This window comes from Amphibacillus jilinensis Y1 (assembly GCF_000306965.1).
GTDB classification, from domain to species: domain Bacteria; phylum Bacillota; class Bacilli; order Bacillales; family Amphibacillaceae; genus Amphibacillus_C; species Amphibacillus_C jilinensis.
This window is the reverse complement of record NZ_JH976436.1, coordinates 210,666-232,586: the sequence shown is the minus strand read 5'-3', so window position 1 is coordinate 232,586 and position 21,921 is coordinate 210,666. Positions and strand designations below refer to the sequence as shown.

Annotated in this window: 20 protein-coding genes; 15 read left to right on the top strand and 5 right to left on the bottom strand. The window is 37.0% G+C overall.

Annotated features, from left to right (window positions below; genetic code table 11):
* The first annotated feature begins 47 nt into the window (after positions 1 to 47).
* The 5 genes from B494_RS21005 (at position 48) to B494_RS0111325 (ending at position 4,578) form a co-directional block, all read left to right on the top strand.
* Positions 48 to 200, top strand: coding sequence for a hypothetical protein (locus tag B494_RS21005; protein WP_017472523.1), 153 nt, complete (start codon positions 48 to 50; stop codon positions 198 to 200).
* 15 nt (positions 201 to 215) lie between these two features.
* Positions 216 to 914: a zinc metallopeptidase gene (locus B494_RS0111340; RefSeq protein WP_017472522.1), complete on the top strand. Its 699-nt coding sequence runs from the start codon at positions 216 to 218 to the stop codon at positions 912 to 914.
* A gap of 21 nt (positions 915 to 935) precedes the next feature.
* Positions 936 to 2,354, top strand: coding sequence for a phospholipase D-like domain-containing protein (locus B494_RS0111335; protein ID WP_017472521.1), 1,419 nt, complete (start codon positions 936 to 938; stop codon positions 2,352 to 2,354).
* Between the two features lie 452 nt (positions 2,355 to 2,806).
* Positions 2,807 to 3,898, top strand: coding sequence for an ABC transporter permease (locus tag B494_RS0111330; RefSeq protein WP_017472520.1), 1,092 nt, complete (start codon positions 2,807 to 2,809; stop codon positions 3,896 to 3,898).
* Complete coding sequence (locus B494_RS0111325; protein ID WP_017472519.1) at positions 3,898 to 4,578, top strand: ABC transporter ATP-binding protein; 681 nt, start codon at positions 3,898 to 3,900, stop codon at positions 4,576 to 4,578. The genes B494_RS0111330 and B494_RS0111325 overlap by 1 nt, the downstream gene beginning before the upstream one ends.
* 226 nt (positions 4,579 to 4,804) lie before the next feature.
* On the opposite strand, the gene B494_RS19930 is transcribed toward B494_RS0111325, so the two are convergent.
* Entirely contained in the window at positions 4,805 to 5,074 is a 270-nt protein-coding gene (locus tag B494_RS19930; RefSeq protein WP_017472518.1) for a thioredoxin family protein, read from the bottom strand.
* Between the two features lie 412 nt (positions 5,075 to 5,486).
* On the opposite strand from B494_RS19930, the gene flaG reads away from it, so the two are divergent.
* From flaG to fliT, 4 genes are read left to right on the top strand one after another with little or no spacing between them, the layout of a single operon-like run.
* Positions 5,487 to 5,846 carry a flagellar protein FlaG gene (gene flaG / locus B494_RS0111310; RefSeq protein ID WP_017472516.1) on the top strand — a complete coding sequence of 120 codons (360 nt, stop codon included), beginning with the start codon at positions 5,487 to 5,489 and terminating at the stop codon, positions 5,844 to 5,846.
* A 16-nt stretch (positions 5,847 to 5,862) separates the two neighbouring features.
* Positions 5,863 to 7,383, top strand: coding sequence for a flagellar hook-associated protein 2 (locus B494_RS0111305; RefSeq protein ID WP_017472515.1), 1,521 nt, complete (start codon positions 5,863 to 5,865; stop codon positions 7,381 to 7,383).
* 30 nt (positions 7,384 to 7,413) lie between these two features.
* Positions 7,414 to 7,812, top strand: a complete 399-nt coding sequence (gene fliS, locus B494_RS0111300; RefSeq protein WP_017472514.1) for a flagellar export chaperone FliS — start codon at positions 7,414 to 7,416, stop codon at positions 7,810 to 7,812.
* Positions 7,812 to 8,165 (top strand): flagellar protein FliT, encoded by a 354-nt coding sequence (fliT, locus tag B494_RS0111295; RefSeq protein WP_017472513.1) that lies wholly within the window; start codon positions 7,812 to 7,814, stop codon positions 8,163 to 8,165. The genes fliS and fliT overlap by 1 nt, the downstream gene beginning before the upstream one ends.
* Before the next feature lie 361 nt (positions 8,166 to 8,526).
* Here the strand turns inward: fliT and B494_RS0111290 are convergent, their stop codons facing one another.
* From B494_RS0111290 to B494_RS0111280, 3 genes are all read right to left on the bottom strand, one after another.
* Entirely contained in the window at positions 8,527 to 9,270 is a 744-nt protein-coding gene (locus B494_RS0111290; protein WP_017472512.1) for an amino acid ABC transporter ATP-binding protein, read from the bottom strand.
* 13 nt (positions 9,271 to 9,283) lie between these two features.
* Complete coding sequence (locus tag B494_RS0111285; protein WP_017472511.1) at positions 9,284 to 9,985, bottom strand: amino acid ABC transporter permease; 702 nt, start codon at positions 9,983 to 9,985, stop codon at positions 9,284 to 9,286.
* A gap of 487 nt (positions 9,986 to 10,472) precedes the next feature.
* A complete protein-coding gene (locus B494_RS0111280) occupies positions 10,473 to 11,351 on the bottom strand; it encodes a transporter substrate-binding domain-containing protein (RefSeq protein ID WP_017472510.1) in 879 nt (292 codons plus the stop codon).
* 177 nt (positions 11,352 to 11,528) lie between these two features.
* Between B494_RS0111280 and hpf the strand changes: the two genes are divergently transcribed.
* Complete coding sequence (gene hpf, locus B494_RS0111275; RefSeq protein ID WP_017472509.1) at positions 11,529 to 12,086, top strand: ribosome hibernation-promoting factor, HPF/YfiA family; 558 nt, start codon at positions 11,529 to 11,531, stop codon at positions 12,084 to 12,086.
* 86 nt (positions 12,087 to 12,172) lie between these two features.
* Here hpf and B494_RS0111270 read toward each other — a convergent pair whose 3' ends face one another.
* A complete protein-coding gene (locus B494_RS0111270; protein WP_017472508.1) occupies positions 12,173 to 13,348 on the bottom strand; it encodes an ROK family transcriptional regulator in 1,176 nt (391 codons plus the stop codon).
* Positions 13,349 to 13,888: 540 nt separating this feature from the next.
* Here B494_RS0111270 and B494_RS0111260 point away from each other — a divergent pair.
* The 5 genes from B494_RS0111260 (at position 13,889) to B494_RS0111240 (ending at position 21,838) form a co-directional block, all read left to right on the top strand.
* Positions 13,889 to 16,162, top strand: a complete 2,274-nt coding sequence (locus B494_RS0111260; protein WP_017472506.1) for a glycosyl hydrolase family 95 catalytic domain-containing protein — start codon at positions 13,889 to 13,891, stop codon at positions 16,160 to 16,162.
* A 75-nt stretch (positions 16,163 to 16,237) separates the two neighbouring features.
* Complete coding sequence (locus B494_RS0111255) at positions 16,238 to 18,013, top strand: cache domain-containing sensor histidine kinase (RefSeq protein WP_017472505.1); 1,776 nt, start codon at positions 16,238 to 16,240, stop codon at positions 18,011 to 18,013.
* A 37-nt stretch (positions 18,014 to 18,050) separates the two neighbouring features.
* The gene (locus B494_RS0111250; protein WP_017472504.1) at positions 18,051 to 19,562 is read left to right on the top strand and encodes a response regulator transcription factor; all 1,512 of its coding nucleotides are present in this window, start codon (positions 18,051 to 18,053) and stop codon (positions 19,560 to 19,562) included.
* A 21-nt stretch (positions 19,563 to 19,583) separates the two neighbouring features.
* Positions 19,584 to 20,255, top strand: a complete 672-nt coding sequence (locus tag B494_RS0111245) for a DUF624 domain-containing protein (protein WP_017472503.1) — start codon at positions 19,584 to 19,586, stop codon at positions 20,253 to 20,255.
* Positions 20,256 to 20,509: 254 nt separating this feature from the next.
* A complete protein-coding gene (locus tag B494_RS0111240; RefSeq protein WP_017472502.1) occupies positions 20,510 to 21,838 on the top strand; it encodes a DUF4340 domain-containing protein in 1,329 nt (442 codons plus the stop codon).
* Positions 21,839 to 21,921 lie beyond the last annotated feature (83 nt).

The window sequence follows — 21,921 nt, the reverse complement described above, 5'->3', positions numbered from 1 at the left end:
AATTGTCGTATATACTAATAGCAAATCAATAAAACGAGGTGACTGAGTTGGCTAACTTTGACTTAATGATAAGTCTAGAGCGTAATAATAAAGGTTACTTAATAACAGAAGAAAAGTCTTTAATGGAACGAATTGCAGCATGGTTATGTGAGGAAGAAGGCGTTGATGCTGTCGTTTGTAAAAAAAATAAAAATAAGTAAAGGTAGTGATATAAGATGTTTTTTCATCCCATGGATTTTTTAATATTTATCGCATTTGGTTTAGCAATGTGGGCACAGTCAAAAGTACAAAATAATTTTCATAAATATGCTCGGATCCAAGCGAGTGCGCAAATTACTGGACTTCAAGTCGCTCGTCGTATTTTAGATCAGAATGGGCTTTATGATGTAACGATTGAACGTTCTAATCGAGGTGATCTATCTGATCATTATGATCCTAGGGCTAAAACTGTTCGGTTATCAGGTCCTGTTTATAGTGGTTCTTCAATTTCATCCTTGGCGATCGCAGCCCATGAAGTGGGACATGCGATTCAACATGGGCGTGGCTATGCGATGCTTAAATTTAGAACAGCGTTATTTCCAGCTGCTCAATTAGGGTCAAGAATGGCACCGCTCTTATTCTTAGTTGGTTTCCTGTTTTTTGGTGTAGGTTCGGTGCTAGGAAATCAGGTGATTGGTATCGGAATTGGTTTGTTTGCTGCTGCTGTATTGTTTCAGTTGGTTACCTTACCTGTGGAATATGATGCGAGTCGGCGAGCGAAAAATCAATTGTTGGAACTCGGTTTTGTCACTAATAATGAGCAAGCAGGAATTAGCCGAGTATTGAATGCAGCAGCCTTAACTTATGTAGCAAGTACATTAATGGCTGTGTTACAGTTGCTTAAATTTATTATGATCTTTGGGCGCCGTCGTTAAAGCGCAGAAGGGGATTATATTGTGAAGAAATTACATTTGAAAAGCCTAACAAAATACGTTTTGTTAGGCTATTTTATTTATGTCTTGCTAACTGCTGTATTTGCCTTTGGTATTTACACGCCACCTGAACGCGATTTGGACTCTACTCAGCAACGATGGATCAGTGAAACATCAGAACAGGTTGTCTTAATTGAGGATCGTCAAGATGCTTGGCGGGTGAGGCTTGATTTAATTGAATCAGCAGAACATTCACTTGATATTTCTTATTATGCGATGCAAGGCGGGGAGACTGTTGATCTTTTTTATGCTCATCTCCTTGCAGCAGCTGATCGAGGGGTACAGGTTCGCTTTTTAATTGATGGTATTTTTCATAATATAAGGTTTGGTGATCGGGACATTATTCGTGTCTTTAATGAACACCCTAATATGTCTTTAAGTTTTTATGAGCCATTTGATCCCACTCGCCCATGGAGCTGGCATAATCGTCTTCATGATAAATTTATCGTCGCTGATCAAACATACGCATTAATCGGGGGGCGCAATATTGGTGACAAATATTTTGCACCCGATCATTATCAAGGAAGCTCTAATGATCGAGATGTTTTAATTGTTAATGAAAATCAACAGCAGTCATCCTTAACCTCGGAAATCAGCGATTACTTTGACTATCTTTGGTCACATGAATTTACAGTATTGCAAACGGATAAAGACTTGACTCGATGGGGAGAACGACGGGCGGTAGCGGAAAAAACAAACCTTGAAACCTCATACGAGAGCTATCAGACGTCGTCACATGAGCGTTGTGAGCGGATGAGTGAGTGGCGTGATCAGGCGCATCAGATAAATGGTGGTTTCTTTGTCCATAATTCAATTGATCGATTTTATAAGCAACCTAATGTTTGGCTAGAAATGTTAGCACTGATTGACCAGGCAGAGCAACAAGCGCTCGTGCAGAGCCCGTATGTAATCCCGAGTCGGCTCATCCGTGAAGATTTAAGTAAGCTTCGAATGGATAGGGTTGATGGTAAACTGTTAACCAATGGCTTAGCTGCTACTCCTAATATGATCGCGCATAGTGGTTATCGTAATCATCGCCAAGCTCTGGCTGCTTCCGATTTATCATTATATGAGTTTCAAGGACCTGATCAATCACTACATATGAAATCAATAATAATTGATCAACAAATCACCGCAGTTGGCTCCTTTAATCTAGATGCACGCAGTGCTTTTCTCAATACTGAATCGATGATTGTAATCGATAGCCCCGGTTTGGCAGATGAGGTCATGACATTGATAAACGAGGACTACCTTTCCAATAGCTTACTCGTAAATCAAGGAGAGGCAAGCTTAACAAATCAGCTTGAATCGACTCCATTAATCAAGCGTATCATGACCTTGGTGGCTAGGCCGTTCACCCGTTTGATAGAATTTCTTCTTTAAAAAAATATAGAATGGACGTCGTCTGTTAAATCATGCTTTTAATCATGTTTTTTAAAAGATTCTATCACAGATAAGTGACCGTAAAATGCCTGACTCAAATTAGAAAATAGAGTTCATCTATGTGAGCGGTAGCTAACGGAGGCTAATGTCCTGATTCACTAAGAGCTTGGCACATAATTAAATAATGAAATGGCGTATCCGAACATTCTGAACAAAGCGAAGTGTTTTACCGAAGCGCTACATGTATCAGACAATGTTTGGATTTTTCTTATCTTGTTACGCTTTTGTCCCAGCCCCTCGTTTTATGATAAACATTCATGACGATCAGGTTTGCCTCGCATTTTATATATATAAAGGTTAAAATAGTTTGTAAGATGTTTGTGTGTTTATGATCCCATTTTTATTAAACTGTTTCGTTATGACTAAACGTTTTAAAAAGGAGAGATTCGTTTATGTTTTCCTTAGCATTAAAAGAAATTCATTTTTTCAAACTGAAATACAGTCTAATTGGATTTATTCTATTTTTAATGGCTTCACTTGTTTTTATTGTTAGTGGGCTAGCACAAGGGCTGTCAAATGATAATATTGCAGCGTTGGAGGATATGGCAGCTACTCGTTTTTATTTGCAGGAAGATGCAGAGAATAGGCTTGATCAATCGGGTTATATCATTGATGAATTAGAGGAAGAAATACCCCGCGATACAGGGTGGCAACCCCTTCTCACACAAATGTATCGTCTTGATGCAGCATCGAGTGAGACGTTATTAGATGTCACATTGATCCCAATCGATCCTGAAGCTTTCCTCTATCCTAGTGTTATCGAAGGCGAAGATTTAAATGATTCGGACATGCTAGAAATCGTTGTTGATCGAACGATGAAAGCCGATGGAGTAAATATTGGTGATACGCTCTACGAAGCAGATCAAGACCTAACTTTTACCGTAGTAGGGTTTACTGAAAATCAAACATACCGCCATTCACCGATTATTTATATTGCTGAAACGGCATTTTATAACTTAGATTTAACACCACACCAAGTCGCTAATGCGATTGTGATTGAAGAAGTGAACGAAGAATTACAAACTGACATTCATCAAACGCTCAATGATGGGACTTGGGTTGAAAAAGATGCTATTATTCAAGCGGTACCCGGTCATTCTTCAGAGCAAATGTCCCTTATGATGATGATTGCATTCCTCATTATTATCGCAGTCTTTGTGTTAGCTGCATTCTTTTATATATTAACCATTCAGAAGCTTAATCAATTTGGTGTACTAAAGGCAATTGGAGCAAAAAATTTATTTTTGGTCGGGACAACATTGTTACAAGTCTTCTGTTTAACTGTTATTAGTTTAATCTTGGCTACAGCTTTTACCATATTTGTTTCGAATATTTTACCAGAAGGCATGCCGTTTGAATTTGATTTGTCATTGATCGCAAGCTATTCAATTATGATTTTAATCGTTTCGTTATTAGGCTCATTACTATCAAGTATACGAATTGTTAAGGTTGATCCACAACAAGCAATGGGGAGGACGGAATAATGATCGCACCACTAGTGTTAGAAAATGTGACGAAAGCATTTAAAGATGGCGAACAATACATTAATATACTCCAAGACATCTCCTTCACAGCTGAGAAAGGAAAGTTTACCGCCGTGATTGGCCCGTCTGGATCGGGAAAGAGTACGTTTCTGTCAATTGCTGGTGCATTGTTAACGCCTGATCATGGTGAGGTTTTCGTCAATAGTCAATCGATCGCTTCTTACAAAGATAAGCAGTTAGCCAATGTCCGCTTAACTTCAATTGGTTATATCTTTCAAGCAGCTAATCTTGTTCCTTATCTAAAGGTTAACGAACAATTAAAGCTTGTTGCTCAGATGAAAGGAAACTGGGATCGTGAAGCCAAACAGTGGTTAGGCCAGCTGCTTGAAAGCGTTGGTTTGAAAGCACGTGCTGAGTATTATCCACATCAACTTTCAGGTGGGGAGAAGCAGCGTGTTGCGATTGCGCGGGCATTTATGAATAATCCTGAGATTATTTTAGCTGACGAACCGACTGCAAACCTGGATCAAGCTCGCAGCGATGAAATTGTTGCATTAATTGCAAGAGAGGTTAAAGAGAAAGAAAAGGCTGCAGTAATGGTCACTCATGATGAAAGTTTATTAAAGTATTGTGACAGCGTGTATCGGATGGAACAAGGCAAATTAATAAAGGGAAAATAGCGCTTTTTATCATAGGTAACCGTCCATAAAACACTCAGCTCAAAATAGAAAGAAAACTTTAGAATCTTGCTATTGTAATGAGCATAGAAAAAAGGCTTTGCCAGCCCAATAAAAATTCCACTATTAATGATGACTAATCAAAAAGTAGCAAAGGTAATGAAAGGTTGCTGGCAACGCCCATAGTTTATCATATCAATAAACTAAGAAATCCTTATAGATAGAATTTCTACTCAATCAACAATTTTTCCAGACTAGTCTTATCTTGATAACCGACACTGGTTTTTATAATTTCACCTTCTTTTAAGTGAATTATGGTAGGAACTAATTTAACTTCTAACTTTTCAAGCAAGGTAATCATTTCTTGTTCATTTTCTTCGCTTGCTTTATCAGTGTTGTAATAATAAACATGTTTGTTGTTTTCTTCAAGACCTTCTTTTAAAACAGGAGAAAGTTTCTCACATTCTGGACATGTTGGTCTCCCGATATATATCCACATATTCTATTTATTTTTTATATGTTCTTCAATATTTTGACTATCTAAATAGATACGTGATCGCGAAGGTTGACCAAAAGTGGCTCATATACTGAGATAGGAATATTTTAAAAACAATGATAGTATTACATTTAAAATAATCCTTATAGGTGGTGTTTTTTCTTGAAAAAAAAATTAATTAAAGTTATATTCCTAACTGCTGGAGGAACAATTATTATATTAATGATTCCTATTCTATTTTGGTTTTTTAAATGATATTCCATAAGCCATTCAATTCAAGGTACTAGACTCCGTCTAAGCCTTCTAGTCCAGCTACTCTCAATCGATTTCCATAAAAATCAATAAAAAAAGTTAATAATTTTTGAGATGTGTCGATATAAAGGAAAAGTAAACATGTAGAGGAGATGGCATTGCGATGGATGTCGGTAGAATAGTTCCTGGAGCGAGCTTAACACAAAGATCGGGCCAAAACGATCTTGTGAGCGAAGCAGGAGAGAAAGCAACTCATCAAGCTCGCTCAACCATTGTTAGTAGTCATGCAGAAATTGTCGATCGTGTCGAATTGGAAAGCATGGTTGAAGGGCTTAATGAATTTCTAGAGCCTGTTAGAACATCGATTAAGTTTGAAATGCATGAAAAACTAGAGAAATATTATGTAAGGGTTGTAGATTCATCAACTGATGAAATTATTAGAGAAATTCCGCCTGAGCAAATGTTAGATATGTATGCAGCTATGGCTGAGTTTATGGGATTAATTGTTGACGAAAAAATTTAAGAAGAGGTGTTAAGAAATGGGTATGAGAATCGGTGGATTAGCAACTGGAATGGATATTGATGGTATTGTTGCAGATTTAATGGCGGCAGAACGTATACCATTAGATAAGATGGAACAGGATAAAACCTTGTTAGAATGGGAACGTGATGCTTATCGTGAAGTTAATGCACTATATGCAGAGTTAAATTTACTATTAGATGATGTTATGAAGCGACCGAGTACGTATAATAGTAAAACAGCTATTTCTTCACAACCAGATGCAATTTCTGCTACAGCATCTTCAGGTGTTGAACCCGGAAGCTATAGTATTCAAGTCACACAATTAGCGAGAAATGCGATCAACGCATCTCAACAAGGTATTTCTGGTGGAACGAAGATTGACGCATCTGATGATTTGGCAAGCCAACTGGGCAACTTAAATGGTGATATAAGTGAGCTTCCTGAAACGATTAGTTTTAAGACCTATCATAATGGCGAAGAAACCCACGAGATTACTATCGATGAAGGCGATTCGCTTAATGATATTTTGAAAAAAATAACAGATCAGAATAATGGTGTGCGCGCTTTCTATGATGCGAATTCTGATAAAGTCGTGATGGAAACAATTAAGACAGGTGATCATAATCAAGGTGGCTATGAGATTGAATTTGATTTTGATGGCAATGAATCAAGTAATTTCTTCACAGAAGTATTGGGGCTAACCCAAGATGGTGAAACAGGTGGAACAAATGCTGAATATAGTTATAATGGTGTAACAGGTTTTTCATCAACAACGAATTCAGCAACTTTAAACGGAATTAACTATAACTTTACCAATGTGATGGATTCTCCAGCTTATATTACTGTTGATAACGATGTTGATAAATCAGTAGAATCGATTACGAAGTTTGTAGAGAAATATAATGAGCTTGTTGAGTTTGTTAATGGAAAGACAACAGAAAAACGTAATCGTGATTATCCGCCATTAACAACTGAACAAAGAAGAGAAATGTCAGAGTCTGAGATTGAACAGTGGGAAGAGCAAGCAAAAAGTGGTATGCTTAGAAGTAGTTCAATTTTAACGACCTCTTTAAGTCGAATGCGCTCAAGCTTGAATAGCGTTGTTGAAACGGATGGCGCATTTAACCATTTGTCACAAATAGGGATTACTACGACATCTAATTACATGGATGGTGGTAAGTTAGAGATTGATGAAGATAAATTGCGTGACGCACTTAGAACGGACTCTCGTGCTGTTCAAAGCTTATTTACCAACAATTCTGATGATGGATCAAGAGGGATTGCCCAACGCTTAGATGATGCTGTTGATCGGACAGCAAAACAAATTAATGAGCGTGCGGGTCGTAGTACATCGAATTTAGAGCAATATTCATTAGGACGTCGTCTAAAGGAAATGGACACACGCATGGTCGATTTTCAAAGACGTTTGCAACAAACAGAAGATCGCTATTGGCGACAGTTTACCGCAATGGAACGTGCGATTCAACAAATGAATGATCAATCTAATTATATGTTCCAACAGTTTAATCAAATGTAAGTGATGCAATAAGATAAGGAGTGTCTTTTAATGGTGCAACAACACTATCAAGCATACAAGAATAATTCGGTTAATACAGCCTCTCCTGGGGAATTAACATTAATGCTCTATAACGGTTGCTTGAAATTTATTAAATATGCTAAAAAAGGTATTGAACAGGGCGATATTCAATTAAAAAACACAAATATACAAAAAGCACAAAATATCATTAACGAACTTATGGTGACGTTAGATCAAGGTGCGCCAATTGCGAAAGAAATGTTGCCACTCTATGATTATGTTAATCATTGTTTAATCCAAGCCAACATTAAAAATGATTTAGAATCACTAATGGAAGCTAATCGTGTCGTAGAAGAATTTCGTGATACATGGAAAGAAGTGTTAAAGCAAACACGAACCCAGCAATATACACAAGGTGCGAAAGCCTAATGGAAGCACTAACGGATTTGAAAGATGTAACAGAAGCTTTAGCGGCATTAATTGAACAACCTGTTTCAGCTAAGAACCGTGATCAAATCTTACTTGAGGTTCAGGAAAAACTTGATCGCCGTGAACAGTTGTTAAAGGCTATTCAACCTCCTTATACTAAAGAAGAACAACAATTGGGTCTTGATATTATGGAGCAAGATAAAGTGATTCAATTAAGGCTTAACCATTTGTTTTTAGAACTTAAAAGTGATATTCGTAATAATAAAAAGAAAACGACATCAACCAAGCAATATCTGGATCCTTATCGAAATGTTGCAACAAATGATGGCTCATATTGGGATAAGAAGAAGTAAGGAAAAGGCTTAAATGTTTGCTTTAACAAACATTTAAGCCTTTTCTGCGTAAGGTAGTATTAGAGAGAGAATTTAGAAAGTCTATTATGTCATTAACGCAAGATTTAACAACAGTAAGCTATTAGGTGATGCGAGCGATGCTACCATTTGCTAAATTTAAGTGAGTCTTGTATTCACTTTTATTACAGATAGGCCTCCATAAAATGCCTGCCTGTAAATAGTGAGTAAGGTGGGCGTTAACAGTCGCCAATGTCCTGATTCACTTAACCACCAATCACTGGTTGGAAAACGTCCTCACTAATTGAAGGTTCGCTTTATCACAGATAAGCGTTCTTAAAATATACAATTAGTAATACGTGTATTATTCATCGTCAAGGAGCTGTAGGAAAGCTTGCGTTCGTGGTTCGTTTGGATGGTCAAGCACTTGCTCAGCTGATCCTTCCTCAATGATAAATCCTTCGTCCATAAATAAAACCTTATCAGCAATGCGACGAGCGAAGTTCATTTCATGTGTGACAATGATCATCGTTTGTCCTTCCTTTGCTAAGCTTTCAATCACTTTTAATACCTCTCGAACAAGCTGAGGATCTAAAGCAGATGTTGGTTCATCGAATAACATGACTTCTGGTTCCATCATTAAAGCACGAGCTATAGCAGCTCTTTGTTGTTGACCGCCAGATAATGAATCCGGATATTTATCCTTATGATCAAGCATACCTACCTTTTTAAGTAATTGTGCACCTTGTTCGACTAATCTCTTTTTTGTGTATTTTTTTACAATTAAGGGTGCTTCAATAATATTTTCCATCACGGTCTTATGAGGGAAAAGGTGAAAGCCTTGAAATACCATGCCCGTATATTTGCGCAAACGTATCAGCTCTTTTGTTTTTAAAGGTGCCCCTGAAAAGCTGAGCTGATCTTGATGAATTTGAATCGTTCCATCATCTGGCTTTTCTAAAAGGTTTAGACATCTTAACAGTGTTGTTTTACCGGAGCCTGATGGGCCGATTAAGCAAACCACTTCTCCTTTGGTTACTGAAAAGTTGATGGACTCAAGTACGGTTAATTGATCAAAATTTTTCTTTAAATTACTAACATTTATCATCATCTCACACCTTTCATTGTTTATTCAGATAGCGATTGTAACGACGTTCAAGGTATTGTTGGAAAAAACCAATAACCACACAAACGCTCCAATAAATAAGTGCTGCTGTAATATACATTGTCATACTTTCGTAGGTGCGTCCAGCAACAATACGGGCTGAATAGAGCAGTTCATGGACAGTAATAACAGAAGCGAGCGACGTCCCTTTTACGATATCCATAAAAATATTAAATGTAGGTGGTAATGCAATACGTGTGGCCTGGGGAATAATAATGCGTCGCATCAGTTGTGGGTAATTCATTTGCAATGACTGAGCTGCTTCCCATTGCCCACGTGGAACAGACATAATTGCAGAACGAATCACTTCGGCATTATACGCTGCAAAATTTAAACTAATACCAACAATTCCTGCTACAATTGGGCTGTTAAACTGGATGCCGATCACAGGGAGACCGTAATATAGAATAAAGATAAACACAAGTAAAGGCGTGCCACGCATAAAAGAAATATAAAATTTTGCTGGTAATTTAAATAGCCAAAACTTTGACATTCGGGCTACTCCAATCAGCAAACCAAGTACAAGAGCAAAAAACATGCTAAATAGTGCAATAATCATAGTGACTTTTAAGCCTTCCATTAGCAAAGGGACAGATTGCCAAGCGAGTTCTGGGTTATAAAGATATTCCCACTGTATTTGATAAAACCAATCAAACATTGTTATTCCTCCTTTACTGTATGATTCCAACAGACGTATCCGTGGAAATGTGTTCGTTTTTGCATGTAAAGAAAAAGGTGATTGACCGAGGAAACAACGTCTCAGTCAATCACCCAGTGCATTGATTTTAAGTTAGTCACTCAACTTTCTCATCTGAATTTCCAAGAAAGCATAGGGATAAACCTTTCGTTTTAGACGGGTAGGGGAAATATGTTCCGCTTTCCGTGGGCGTGGCTTGAGCTAACTTTGCCAAGTCAAAACCACTTGTCAAAGTGGATCTCAAGCTCACGCTACTCCCAAAGGAGTCTACACATATCTCCCCTGCTAAATAGTAACATCTATATTAATAATTGTTGTTTTTCAAGATCTCATCACGCGACATTTCAATCAGTGGATGCTGTCGTTCTCCTCGGACTAATTGTTAGTCGAACATTACCCTCCTTAATAGATTTTCTCTATTTGCAGGGGGGATCTGTGATAAATGTTTTTAAAAGTCGAATTCAACAACTTCGGATGAATTAACGGGTGCTGAGGCATCTTCACCTAAAAATGCTTCAGATAATTTTGCTATTGTCCCGTCTTCTCTTAGTGCGTTAATCGCCTCATTTAATTTGTCGACAAGTGCATCATTACCTTGTAAGACAGGAATTGCACTTTCCGTAGCATGGTATTTGACTTGATCAGCTACAGTGAGCCCGTCATCACCAAATTCTTCAATGGTTCGTTGTAACACTAATCGATCGTTTAAATAAGCGTCTTGATTACCATTTAGAATATCTCTTAATATAGCCTCAACACCTCCATCGTATGCAACGCCATCTGCCCCAATATGTTCAGCAAAACGTGCATAATTACTTGTTAATGACCCTAAAGCAACAGGCACACCTTCCAAATCATGTGCATCTTGATAATCATCAAGATCATCAGTACGAATGATAATAGAGCCGTAAGAGTATTTATATGGATCGGTGAAGTCAAATGTTTCAAGGCGCTCTTCTGTTATGGCAAAGTCGTTAATAGCCATATTAATTTGACCATTACGAAGGGCAGGTAGAATGCCGTCAAAATCCATTGTCGAGAATTCAATATCTATTTCTAAATAATCGGCTATTGCTCTTGATAATTCAACATCAAATCCTGTCAGTTCATTATCTTCATCAAAAAAAGTAACGGGCGCATAAGTGCCTGATGTTCCGACCACAAGTACGCCAGCTTCTTCAACTGCCGACCATGAGTCATCACCTTCTGTATCTTGTTTATTTGTCGGTCTTTGACTATCTTCCACTTCATTATTATCAATACTACAAGCTATTAATCCGGTCAACAGCAACCCGATAAAGGTAGCTAGTAAATAATGTTTTTTCATTTTATTTTCCCCCTCGTTCAATTCTGAGTTATTTAATCAGAATAATGAGGTTTAATCATATCATGGCATAATTTTTAAGTCAATTCATAAATATTAAAAAACGGTTACATATTAAGGTTTAGGCAGGACATTTTAAGGGTAATAGAGAATTATAGATATAGAAAGGAGGACACTTTTATGAAATATAACATTCGTGGAGAAAACATCGAGGTGACTGGAGCTATAAAAAGCTATATTGAGAAAAAAGTTAGCAAATTAGAGCGCTATTTCCAAACACCTCCAACATCAGATGTAAATGTTAATTTAAGTGTCTATAATGACGAGCAAGAGATTGAGGTTACAATCCCAATGCCTAATTTACTACTTAGAGCAGAGGAAAAGCACACGGATTTATATGCAGCAATTGATTTAGTAGTAGATAAGTTAGAGCGTCAAATCCGAAAGTATAAAACAAAGATCAATCGAAGAACACGTCAAAAAGGTGCACCTAAACATGTTTTTGCTGAGATGGAGAAAGATTTAATTGATGAAAGCAGTGAAACGTTTGAAGATGAGGGTCTTGACATTGTACGTACTAAACGTTTTGACCTTAAGCCGATGGATTCTGAGGAAGCCGTTCTTCAAATGGATATGTTAGGTCACAGTTTCTATGTCTTTACAAATGCAGAATCAGGTGATACAAATGTTGTTTATCGCCGACATGATGGTAAATATGGTTTAATTGAGCCAAACTAAAAGTAAAGTATATACTTAGAAATAATAGATCAAAAAGAGAACTGAACACTTGTGTTCAGTTCTCTTTTTGATCTTCTTGCGTCTAGTCAAGCATCTCGCTGCTTAAGTAAGAACCCTTCAATGGTGAATGCTGCCATACCTAAAACAGTCGAATAAGCTTGTAGTTTAGCGAAACTAACTTTAAGGTCATTTTGATGAAAGCCAATGGTATGCTCATTGATATAAGCTTCAATCGTTGGGGCAATCCATTGTTCCGCATCAATAAGTTGGTTGCCAATCACCACATGTTCTGGATTGAAGATATTAATTGTATTCGTTAATCCAATGCCAATGTAGGTGCCGATTTCTTTAAAAAGATCAATGGCTGCTTGATTGTGTTGATCGGCTAATTCAATCAGATTATGAAAAGGTTCTTCTTGATTGTGTTCAATTAATTTCCGATCAATCGCTTCATCGATAAGCGCTTGTTCAGAAGCATAGCGTTCCCAACAGCCAAGATTGCCACAACGGCAAGTGCGTCCATCCTTTACTACCGTCATGTGTCCTGCTTCACCTGCAAAGCCATTTAAACCACTATACAATTGTCCATCAAGAATCATTCCTACGCCAATGCCGATCCCGATACTTGCATAAACCATATGTTTTGGCGTTTGTTCAAAGCCGTAACGCATTTCACCATACGCACCGGCATTCGCCTCATTTTCAATATAGATCGGCAAATTAAACTGTTGCTCTAGTTGTTCTTTGAGTTTAATCTTCTTCCAATTCAAGTTAGGAGCTAATAAAATTTCCCCTTGGTTACTAATGACTGCTGGAACACCGACACCAATCCCGATAATTCCATAACGACTTTTTGGTACTTGTGCCATTAAATGTTTGATGAAATCAGTAAGAAATGGAAATACCACATCGAAATCAGTTGATTGGAGTTGACGTTTTTTTTCATAAAAAATGTTACCATCTAAATCGATAATGGTCCCCAATAAATAATCAACACCAAGGTCAATGGCTAAAGAATAACCTGCTTTTCCATTAAATAAAAGCATAACAGGCCGTCTGCCACCATTTGATTCACCAGGCCCGGATTCTTCGACGAGCTCCTCATCAATTAGTTCACTTACAAGAGATGAGACTGTCCCTTTATTTAAACCAGTAACTTGTGCTACACTTGCTCTAGATATGGGGGTTTGCTCGATAATCGTTGATAAAACTAATGTTTTATTCTCTTGCTTGACGACGTACTGATTCCAAGTTCGATTCATATTTATTCACTCACTATCTTTATAAAATTATTAGTATATAAATACTGTATCATAATTGTAGCGACAATTCTATAAACTTTGTTTGTCATATGGACAAAGTTAACGAGGCTTGCTATAATTTGAAAGAAAAACATTAGGTCATCCATTCATTATAGAGAATCGTCAATCAAACGTCCGCCTCAAAATCGAGCGTATTTCAGCTATTGGGCAAGGAGTTAACGGTGCACATGTCCTGTGATTCACACAAAGATCCACCTGTGGGGGGAGAACGCAAACGCCCACTAATTGAAGGGTTGTTTATGAAAGCGCTATCAATTAATTTTTTTACTGATGACGGAGGTATTAATAAGTCTGTGCAAACCTTTTTGTCCATCAATCCACCATCAAATAGAGCGTAGACCCAATTTATTGTGGTGGGTGATAACGTCCGCACATGACCTGATTCACGCAACGTCCCATCGGATAAAGCGCTCGCTGAGTGTAGGTTCGCTTTATGGGTTCAAACAGTAACGAAAACTGATGATACGAGGAGTAGAAGTCATGACAAAAAAACGTGAGCACCAGCTTCCACTAAAGGGAATATGGCATGATAAACCAGCAGACAAGTGGGAAGAAGGTTATCTAACAGGTAACGGGAAGATGGGTTTAATTACATATGGCGATCCGATTCGGGAAACCTTGATCGGTAATCATTACAAATTATTTTTACCGATGGGGCATCCATTTGCGGTGCCTCATTTAAGTGACGTGTTATCCGATTTAAGAAAAATCATAACTGAACAAGGATATCAAGCGGGGAAAGCTTTTCATTATCAACAAGCACGGGCAAGAGGGTATCAAGGTTTAACGATGAGTGATCCTTATCATCCGGCCTTTCATTTATTTATTGAAACAGGTGTGAAAGCAGTCGATCATTATCAGCGAAGCTTAAATTATCAAACCGGTGAAATGGTTGTTAGTTATCGAGGTGACGATGACGACTATCAAAGTCGAGCTTTTGTTTCGCAAGCAGATCATTTGATTGTTTATCAAATTGAAAATTTTAATCGAACACTTAAATTAAAGCTTAAACGAGATATTTACAAAATACCACAACTAGATGGGAGCTTTTATATTCAAGATAATCATTTTAAATGGCAATATCAATATACAAAAAGAAGTGGTGGTTATACGGTTTTAGGGCAAATTATTGCACCGCATGCTTCAATTGATAATCAAGGGCAAGTGATAACGATAACAAATACCCATAAAGTCAGATTACTTATAAGGATTATACCCAATTTATCCGATCAATGGTTAGCAGATCAACCAGCATCATTTCAACTCTTATATCAAGCCCACCAACGGATTCATCAAGAAAAATTCGACCGTGTTCAATTAGATCTAGCAGATAACGATGAAAGAGCTAAGAATTTTACAACTTTGCTAGAAGAAGCAAAACAACAACCGAATTTGTCTAAAGTATTTGTTGAAAAAGTTTACGATGCCAGTCGATTTATGTATATATGTAGCTCAGGTGAGTCGACCCCCAATTTACAAGGGATATGGAGTGGTACGTTTGAACCGGCTTGGAGTGGCGATTATACTTTCGATACCAATGTACAATTATCAATTGCTTCTGCCTTATCAAGTAATCTTTCCGAAGGGCTACATGGCTTATTTAAGCTGATTGATTCGTTATTACCTGGGTTTAAGGAAAATGCCAAGTATTATTATGGTTGTAAGGGCATTATGATACCTGTTCATGCAAGTAATTGTGGACAACATCTTCACTGGAATCTAGAATGGCCACTTCATTTTTGGACATGTGGGGCTGGTTGGATTGGACATTGGTATTATCAGTATTATCGCTATACTGGTGATCAACAGTTTTTACAACAGGTAACACTCCCTTATCTTGAAGAAGTCGCTAAGTTTTATGAAGATTTCTTAGTTGAAGATCCAAATGGTAACTACCGCTTTATTCCTTCATATTCTGCCGAGAATGGCTGTGGTGATAACGCGACACAAGATATTGCCGTCGCTAAAGAAGTGTTGACCCATTTAATTGAGGGCTATCAAGTGCTAGCCATTGATTCAGAAAAAATAGCAAAATGGCGTCAAATGCTTGATAAATTACCAGCGTATCAGATCAATGAAGATGGTGCTCTAAAAGAATGGTCAACTCCAGCGAAGGCTGAAAACTATAATCATCGTCATTTTTCTCATTTATATCCGATTTTTCAAAGTCGTGAATTTACAGCGGAGACAGATCCAATTCTGTTTGAAGCAAGTCGTCAGGCGTTTCAAAAACGGTTGGATGCTTGGTTATTAAACGATGATGGTGATACAACATCAACACATGGACGTATGCACACCGCATTATGTGCGACTCAATTTCATATGCCGGAACTAGTAAAAGAAGTTATCATGCTTGTGATTAAAAATAATTGTTTCTACCCTTCATTAATGATGAGTCATTATCATAACTTGGAAGTATTCAATGTCGATGGCAATGGTGCCTTTCCGCAGGTGATACATGAAATGTTAGTCGACTATCATCATGACACATTATATTTACTCCAAGCCTTGCCGGTTGACTTAGATCGTGGTGTTATTAAAGGCGTGAAATTGCCAGATCAAATAGAGGTTGTCGATTTAGCTTGGCATTTAACTGAACGTGTGATTAAACTAACACTCGTCAGTTGCCTGGACCATCAGTTAAAAGTAAAGCTACCCTTATTCCCAGAAGCTAACATTCACGGTCAAACGCAAGCTGAAGCTGTTATCCAATTGGATAAGAATCAGCCTAGTCATATTGAAATCGAGCTATAAAAATGCATGGCATTAGCATCAAACCTGGACAAAGACTAGATCTAGATTTGCCTAAATAGAGGAGTTGTAAGCAAGATGAGGTGGCTTTGGCGAAAAATATTAGACTTAAAGATTAGCTACAAACTAATGGGGATTTATCTGATTGTCACAGCTATTCCATTAATATTTGTTGGCGCCTACTTGAACTTAGCGATGCGTGATGTCATGTTGAATAATGCTATTTTTGAAACAGAATCTAATCTAGATAAAATAGAGATTCAATTAGAGACGGTATTAAATCGAATGACCCATATTTCCGATTTGATTTATTTAAGTCGTGATATGGATGATTTATTAAATACAGACTATGAAAGTACATTAGACATGTACAATGCTTATTCAAGATATCCGATCGTTGAAGATTATATTAAATACTATGATGAAATTGACAATATCCAATTTTATATGAAACGCCCAATGATCACTAACTCACATTTCATACATGCGAGTGTAGCGTTTACTGAAGAAGAATGGTATCAACAAGCCGTTGATAACCAAGGCAGAATTTCATGGATGGTTAAGCGTGAACACTGGACGAATGAACGCTTCCTTACTTTAACGCGCTCTGTTTATGATCAAGAAAATCAACTGTTAGGTGTGCTAGCAATATACTTATCGACAGATAAATTAAAAGAGATGGTTGATAGTGAGATCCATGATGTCTTTATTATTCTTGATGAACAAGAAATCGTTTATAACCGAGATGATAATTTAATGTACCGATATCCTGGCTTTATTTCTGCTGTTCCTGAACAAGAAGATCCGGATAATATATTGTTTGACCATCGTTACCGTGGTGAAGATGTTAAAGTGAATCTTCATCGTTTAAAACCAAATAAAACACTCGTTAATGAGTTCCAAATTGCGACGATTATTCCAGTGGAAAGTTTAATGGAAGAGCCGAATCAAATCTTTAACCGTGGCTATTGGATGATGGTTGGTGCACTCGCGATTTCAATTGTTGCCTTTCAAATATTTATTAAAATTTTTAATTCACGAATCAAAACGTTAAAGATGGCCATGGCAAAAGTGGCTCACGGCACATTTAATATTAAGCCTGCTATTGCTGGTAAGGATGAGATTGGAGAAGCATATGATGAATTATATCGAACATCACAAAGTATTCAACAGCTTATTGACGAAGTTTATGTTCATAAAATAAAAGAGGAACGTTGGCGTCGTCAGCAAAAAGAATCTGAGTTTAAAATGCTATCAAGTCAAATTAACCCACACTTTTTATATAACACACTAGAAATGATCCGAATGAAGGCGATTGTTAATAAAGATAAAGAAGTAGCTGTCTTAATTCAAAAATTAAGTAAAATGATGCGGTCTGCCTTGGAACGGACAGACCGACCTATTCCACTCGTAAATGAAATTGAGATTATTTCAACTTATTTAGAGATTCAAGTCATGCGCTTTGGAAATAAATTAACGTATACGATTGATATAGATGAGCAAATATCGAGCTGTAGAATTTTCCCTCTATTAATTCAACCACTTATTGAAAATGCCATTATTCATGGGTTGGAGGCAAAGGAAGGTATGGGGAATTTGCAAATTAATGCTTTTCGTGAGCAAGACTGTATGAAAATTGTCGTTCAAGATGATGGCGTTGGCATGTCAAATACTAGTTTAGCAAAGATTCTAGATTGTCTTGATGAAGGGGAAGGTGATGATGGTAAAAAGATTGGCATTAGAAATGTTCATCAACGGATTCAATTATACTATGGTAAAGTCTATGGATTACAGATTTCTAGTCAACTCAACCAAGGCACAATCGTCACACTCACACTTCCAATAGTAAAATAAGTGTTAAATCGGTAAATAAATTAAAGGGGGGAGATCGGTGTATAAAGTTTTATTAATTGATGATGAGCCGATTATTCGTGAAGGCATGAAACATGTAATCAGTTGGGAAGATTATGGTTTTACCATTTCTGGTGATGGTGAAAATGCACGTGATGGCTTGCAATTGATTGATGCGACAAAACCAGATCTTATCTTTGTTGATATTCGTATGCCCGGTACGTCAGGTATGGAATTTATCAAACAAGCTAAACAAGCGGGGTGTGATGCAAAGTTTGTCATACTTTCTGGGTACTCAAGTTTTAATTATGCACGTGAATCGATTAAGTTAGGGATTCATTCTTATTTGTTAAAACCGATTGATGAGCAGGAGTTAATTGAGATTTTAGTTGAAATAAGAGCAGTCATTGCAGATGAACGCAAAGTATCATCACAGTTAACAGCTTATCACGATTTGTCTGAAGAAGAGGCCTGGAAAGCCTTAATTGAAGGACGGATTGAACATGAAAATAACTTTCCTAATATCGGGCGCTATCAAGGCCCGTTTCAAATCGCTTGTTTTTCTTTTAATCGATCGAAGGATGGACTAGCGCTAAAGCAGCAGTTAGCGACAACCGATTATGCCTTTAAAAAACTAATTATTAAAGATTCAATGATGTACTTGTTTTTTAATAAGCAATTGGAGCAAGAAATAGAAGGTGAAATTAACCAACTTTTTCATGTTTGTAAACGACAGTTCAATTCAAAGCTATCGGTTTATTTATCAGCACAGTATCAAACCCTCCTACAAACGCCGGCAGCGGTTAGACAAATTAAAGATTTGCAAGATCGATCGTACAGTTTTAGTACTGATCAGTTATTTAAATATCCCTTGAAAGCTAAGGAAACGGTGCCAGCCTTTGATGGTGAGTTGATCGGAGCAAAAATGATTCAGGCACTTGAATTTAAAGATTATCAAGCGTTGGAGCAACAAGCGACATTAATTATCGAGTATTTCCAAGGCTGTGCACTTGAGAAAGCTAGGGTGCAAGCAGAAATGATTGAATTTGTCTTGTCTATATTGCAACGGATCAAAAAGCAATACCCAGAGCTGGATTTACCTAACAAGAATGAATGGTTGGCTATCATCTATCATTCAAATAATCTGGAAGCCTTAATTAATCGCTTATTGAAAGAATGGTGGACCGTTACCAAGCAGATTGAGGGTTTTGTTGTTACACCTGAAAATAACATTGGAAAAATCACCATGTATATTGATCAGTATTATTATCAAGAATTAAGTTTGAAACGATTGGCAGACTTATTTAATTATAATAGTTCCTATTTAGGGAAGAAGTTTAAAAAACATACAGGTGAATACTTTCATGTTTATCTAGAACGGATTCGAATAGAAAAAGCGAAACAGATTCTTTCTGATAAACCTTATAAAGTTTATAAAGTTTCTGAGCTAGTCGGTTATAGTAATATGGATTACTTTTATAAAAAATTCAAAAAATATGTTGGAATGAGTCCGAAAGAATATCAAAAGAAAGCGCAAGAACAACATACTTAATAGATGAGGTGGAGAAACGTTATGACTAAAACAATAATCGATCGTCCTATTTATCGCATGGTAAATTATATTTATGCATTTTTTGTAACCAATCTTTACTTTATGTTATTAATTAGCCCGTTTATGATGGTTTTTTATCTCGCTGAGTTTACGGTGCAAAATATTTTGCTTTTTTATCTTGCTTTAATACCATTTGGTCCGGGATTTGCTGCTTTATTAAAAACAATGGATAAGCTAGTCAATGAAAAAATAATCGAGCCTACTAAAGATTTTTGGCGCTTTTTTGGTCAGAATTTTAAATTAGCGTGGAAATATTGGTTTGTTCAATGGACGATTATCGTTATTTTAATTATTGATATCCATTATGCTAATCTCTATATGCCAATGTTAGCACCTATTTTCTTAATGTTTATTGCGGTTTGTTTAGTGTTAATGTGTTACACCTTCCCTATTTTGACGAAATTTGAAGTGAAGTTAAAGAATCTTTTCGTTATTTCAACCTATGCAATTTTCAAATATTTAAAGACAACTTTATTAAATCTATCAACAATCGTCGCATTCGGTATTATCTTTTATGCTTATCCTGGGATAGCAGTGCTATTTTTAATGAGTTTAATTGGTTTTTTTATGATGTACAATATGCAAACCGTATTTAAACAATTGGAGCAAGAATTTTCTAAAAATGATAACTAACAGTCGCCTAATGAAAGCTGGAGATTAAGTTAATTTGCAGAAGATAACAGATCTCTTATTTTCTATGATTTTTATGTCTAAATAGACAGGTGTTTTTTGTGAACGGTTACTAATATAATAAGCATGTGCCATAAAAAGCGTTTGTATTCATTCATTACGGTTTCTTTTGAAGCTGACTATAATTGAATGGGTGATAAACAATCAACAACAAGTGCAGAATTGATCAGAAAAGATAAGCAAAAGAGGTGCTAACCATGAAGAAAATCACATGTTTGAAACTAATAATAAGTATGATTGTTATCACTGTTTCGACATTAATGATTTGGCTGGTGTTTGCCTTCAATGATGACGTCCAAGCGACTCAACTCATTGACCCAAATGATCAGGTAACAAGCTTTGTTGTTAATGGGGAGCATGGATTTGAGATTGAGTGGGTCAATCAAGAATGGGTCGTGCAAGGGCGTTTAGAACAAACCAAACAAGAGCAAGTTAACGAAACGATCACCAATTTATCGAATTGGGTTGGAGAAGAAATAGATTTAAGTAGGAAAGAAACGGGATTGGAGACGCCACAGTTAAGTGTACGGCTATATTATCAAAATGGTGAAGAACAACGATTAATGATTGGGGCACTAAGTTCGGACACTTCCGGTTATTATGTTGAAGATCGACAGCGTGAAACGATTTATCTTGTAGAACGCGCACTGATCGAAGCGGTTCCCTTTTATGTCGATGCTTTTTTGGATACGTCTATCTTTAGTTGGGAAGCGGCTGACGTTGAACATATTAGGATTGATAATGGCACAGAAGTGATTCATTTAACGAAAAACAGTCCTTATCCAGAGGAAGAAACGCGAGCAAATATTACTGGCTGGTTTGTTGAAAAACCGTTCCAGCTCCATTACCATGCTCGATACTCACGGATTGAGGTGTTACTTGATAGTATCTATAATTTATCAATAGACCAATTGGTTGCAGAACAGGTCACCGATTTTTCATCATATGGATTAGATGATAGTCATTTCACCATTGATTTTATTTATGGAGAGGGTAGTTCTCGATTAATTATTGGTGATCCTGCTACGACAGAAAGTTATTATGCAAAACGTGATCAAGATGACCAAGTTTTTACCATTTCAAACGATATTTTAGACGCATTCAGTCACCCTGCACAGGCATACCATGACGGTTACATAAAAATTTTAGCGCTGGACTTGATCAGTGAATTAATCATTACTTCAGCAGATCATAACATTAACATTACAATCAATCACCATGAACAAGTGGCGTTCCAGTTTGAAGCAGATGATAAGCAGATCGATGAACAACAGGTTCGAGAGGGCTATAAAACATTGGCAGGATTAACGGTGGCAGGCCTCGTTGATGATCCAAGTTACCAAGAGCCAGAGGTTGTTGTTCAATCGACCTTATTAACAAGTGAAGGTGAAAAAACCATTTCTCTAGCGTTCGTTAACTATGACACAGACCATTATGCTGCTTTTATTGATGGAACAAGTGATTTCCTTGTCAAAAAAGAAGACGTCAATATGATGCTAAACACGATGGCTGACATTGTTCAATGACGATACAACGTTCACCGGAAGCACATCCACATATCTTGCTGGGTGTGTTTTTATTTATCACAGATAGTGTCCGTAAATCCCCC

Excerpts from the sequence above, each read along its gene's own strand:
- B494_RS0111255 (WP_017472505.1), top strand. The coding sequence starts at position 16,238 with ATGAGGTGGCTTTGGCGAAAAATATTAGACTTAAAGATTAGCTACAAA.
- B494_RS0111245 (WP_017472503.1), top strand. The coding sequence starts at position 19,584 with ATGACTAAAACAATAATCGATCGTCCTATTTATCGCATGGTAAATTAT.
- B494_RS0111325 (WP_017472519.1), top strand. The coding sequence starts at position 3,898 with ATGATCGCACCACTAGTGTTAGAAAATGTGACGAAAGCATTTAAAGAT.
- hpf (WP_017472509.1), top strand. The coding sequence starts at position 11,529 with ATGAAATATAACATTCGTGGAGAAAACATCGAGGTGACTGGAGCTATA.
- B494_RS0111270 (WP_017472508.1), bottom strand. The coding sequence starts at position 13,348 with ATGAATCGAACTTGGAATCAGTACGTCGTCAAGCAAGAGAATAAAACA.
- B494_RS0111285 (WP_017472511.1), bottom strand. The coding sequence starts at position 9,985 with ATGTTTGATTGGTTTTATCAAATACAGTGGGAATATCTTTATAACCCA.
- B494_RS0111240 (WP_017472502.1), top strand. The coding sequence starts at position 20,510 with ATGAAGAAAATCACATGTTTGAAACTAATAATAAGTATGATTGTTATC.
- flaG (WP_017472516.1), top strand. The coding sequence starts at position 5,487 with ATGGATGTCGGTAGAATAGTTCCTGGAGCGAGCTTAACACAAAGATCG.
- fliS (WP_017472514.1), top strand. The coding sequence starts at position 7,414 with ATGGTGCAACAACACTATCAAGCATACAAGAATAATTCGGTTAATACA.
- fliT (WP_017472513.1), top strand. The coding sequence starts at position 7,812 with ATGGAAGCACTAACGGATTTGAAAGATGTAACAGAAGCTTTAGCGGCA.
- B494_RS0111305 (WP_017472515.1), top strand. The coding sequence starts at position 5,863 with ATGGGTATGAGAATCGGTGGATTAGCAACTGGAATGGATATTGATGGT.
- B494_RS19930 (WP_017472518.1), bottom strand. The coding sequence starts at position 5,074 with ATGTGGATATATATCGGGAGACCAACATGTCCAGAATGTGAGAAACTT.
- B494_RS0111260 (WP_017472506.1), top strand. The coding sequence starts at position 13,889 with ATGACAAAAAAACGTGAGCACCAGCTTCCACTAAAGGGAATATGGCAT.
- B494_RS0111340 (WP_017472522.1), top strand. The coding sequence starts at position 216 with ATGTTTTTTCATCCCATGGATTTTTTAATATTTATCGCATTTGGTTTA.
- B494_RS0111290 (WP_017472512.1), bottom strand. The coding sequence starts at position 9,270 with ATGATAAATGTTAGTAATTTAAAGAAAAATTTTGATCAATTAACCGTA.
- B494_RS0111330 (WP_017472520.1), top strand. The coding sequence starts at position 2,807 with ATGTTTTCCTTAGCATTAAAAGAAATTCATTTTTTCAAACTGAAATAC.
- B494_RS0111280 (WP_017472510.1), bottom strand. The coding sequence starts at position 11,351 with ATGAAAAAACATTATTTACTAGCTACCTTTATCGGGTTGCTGTTGACC.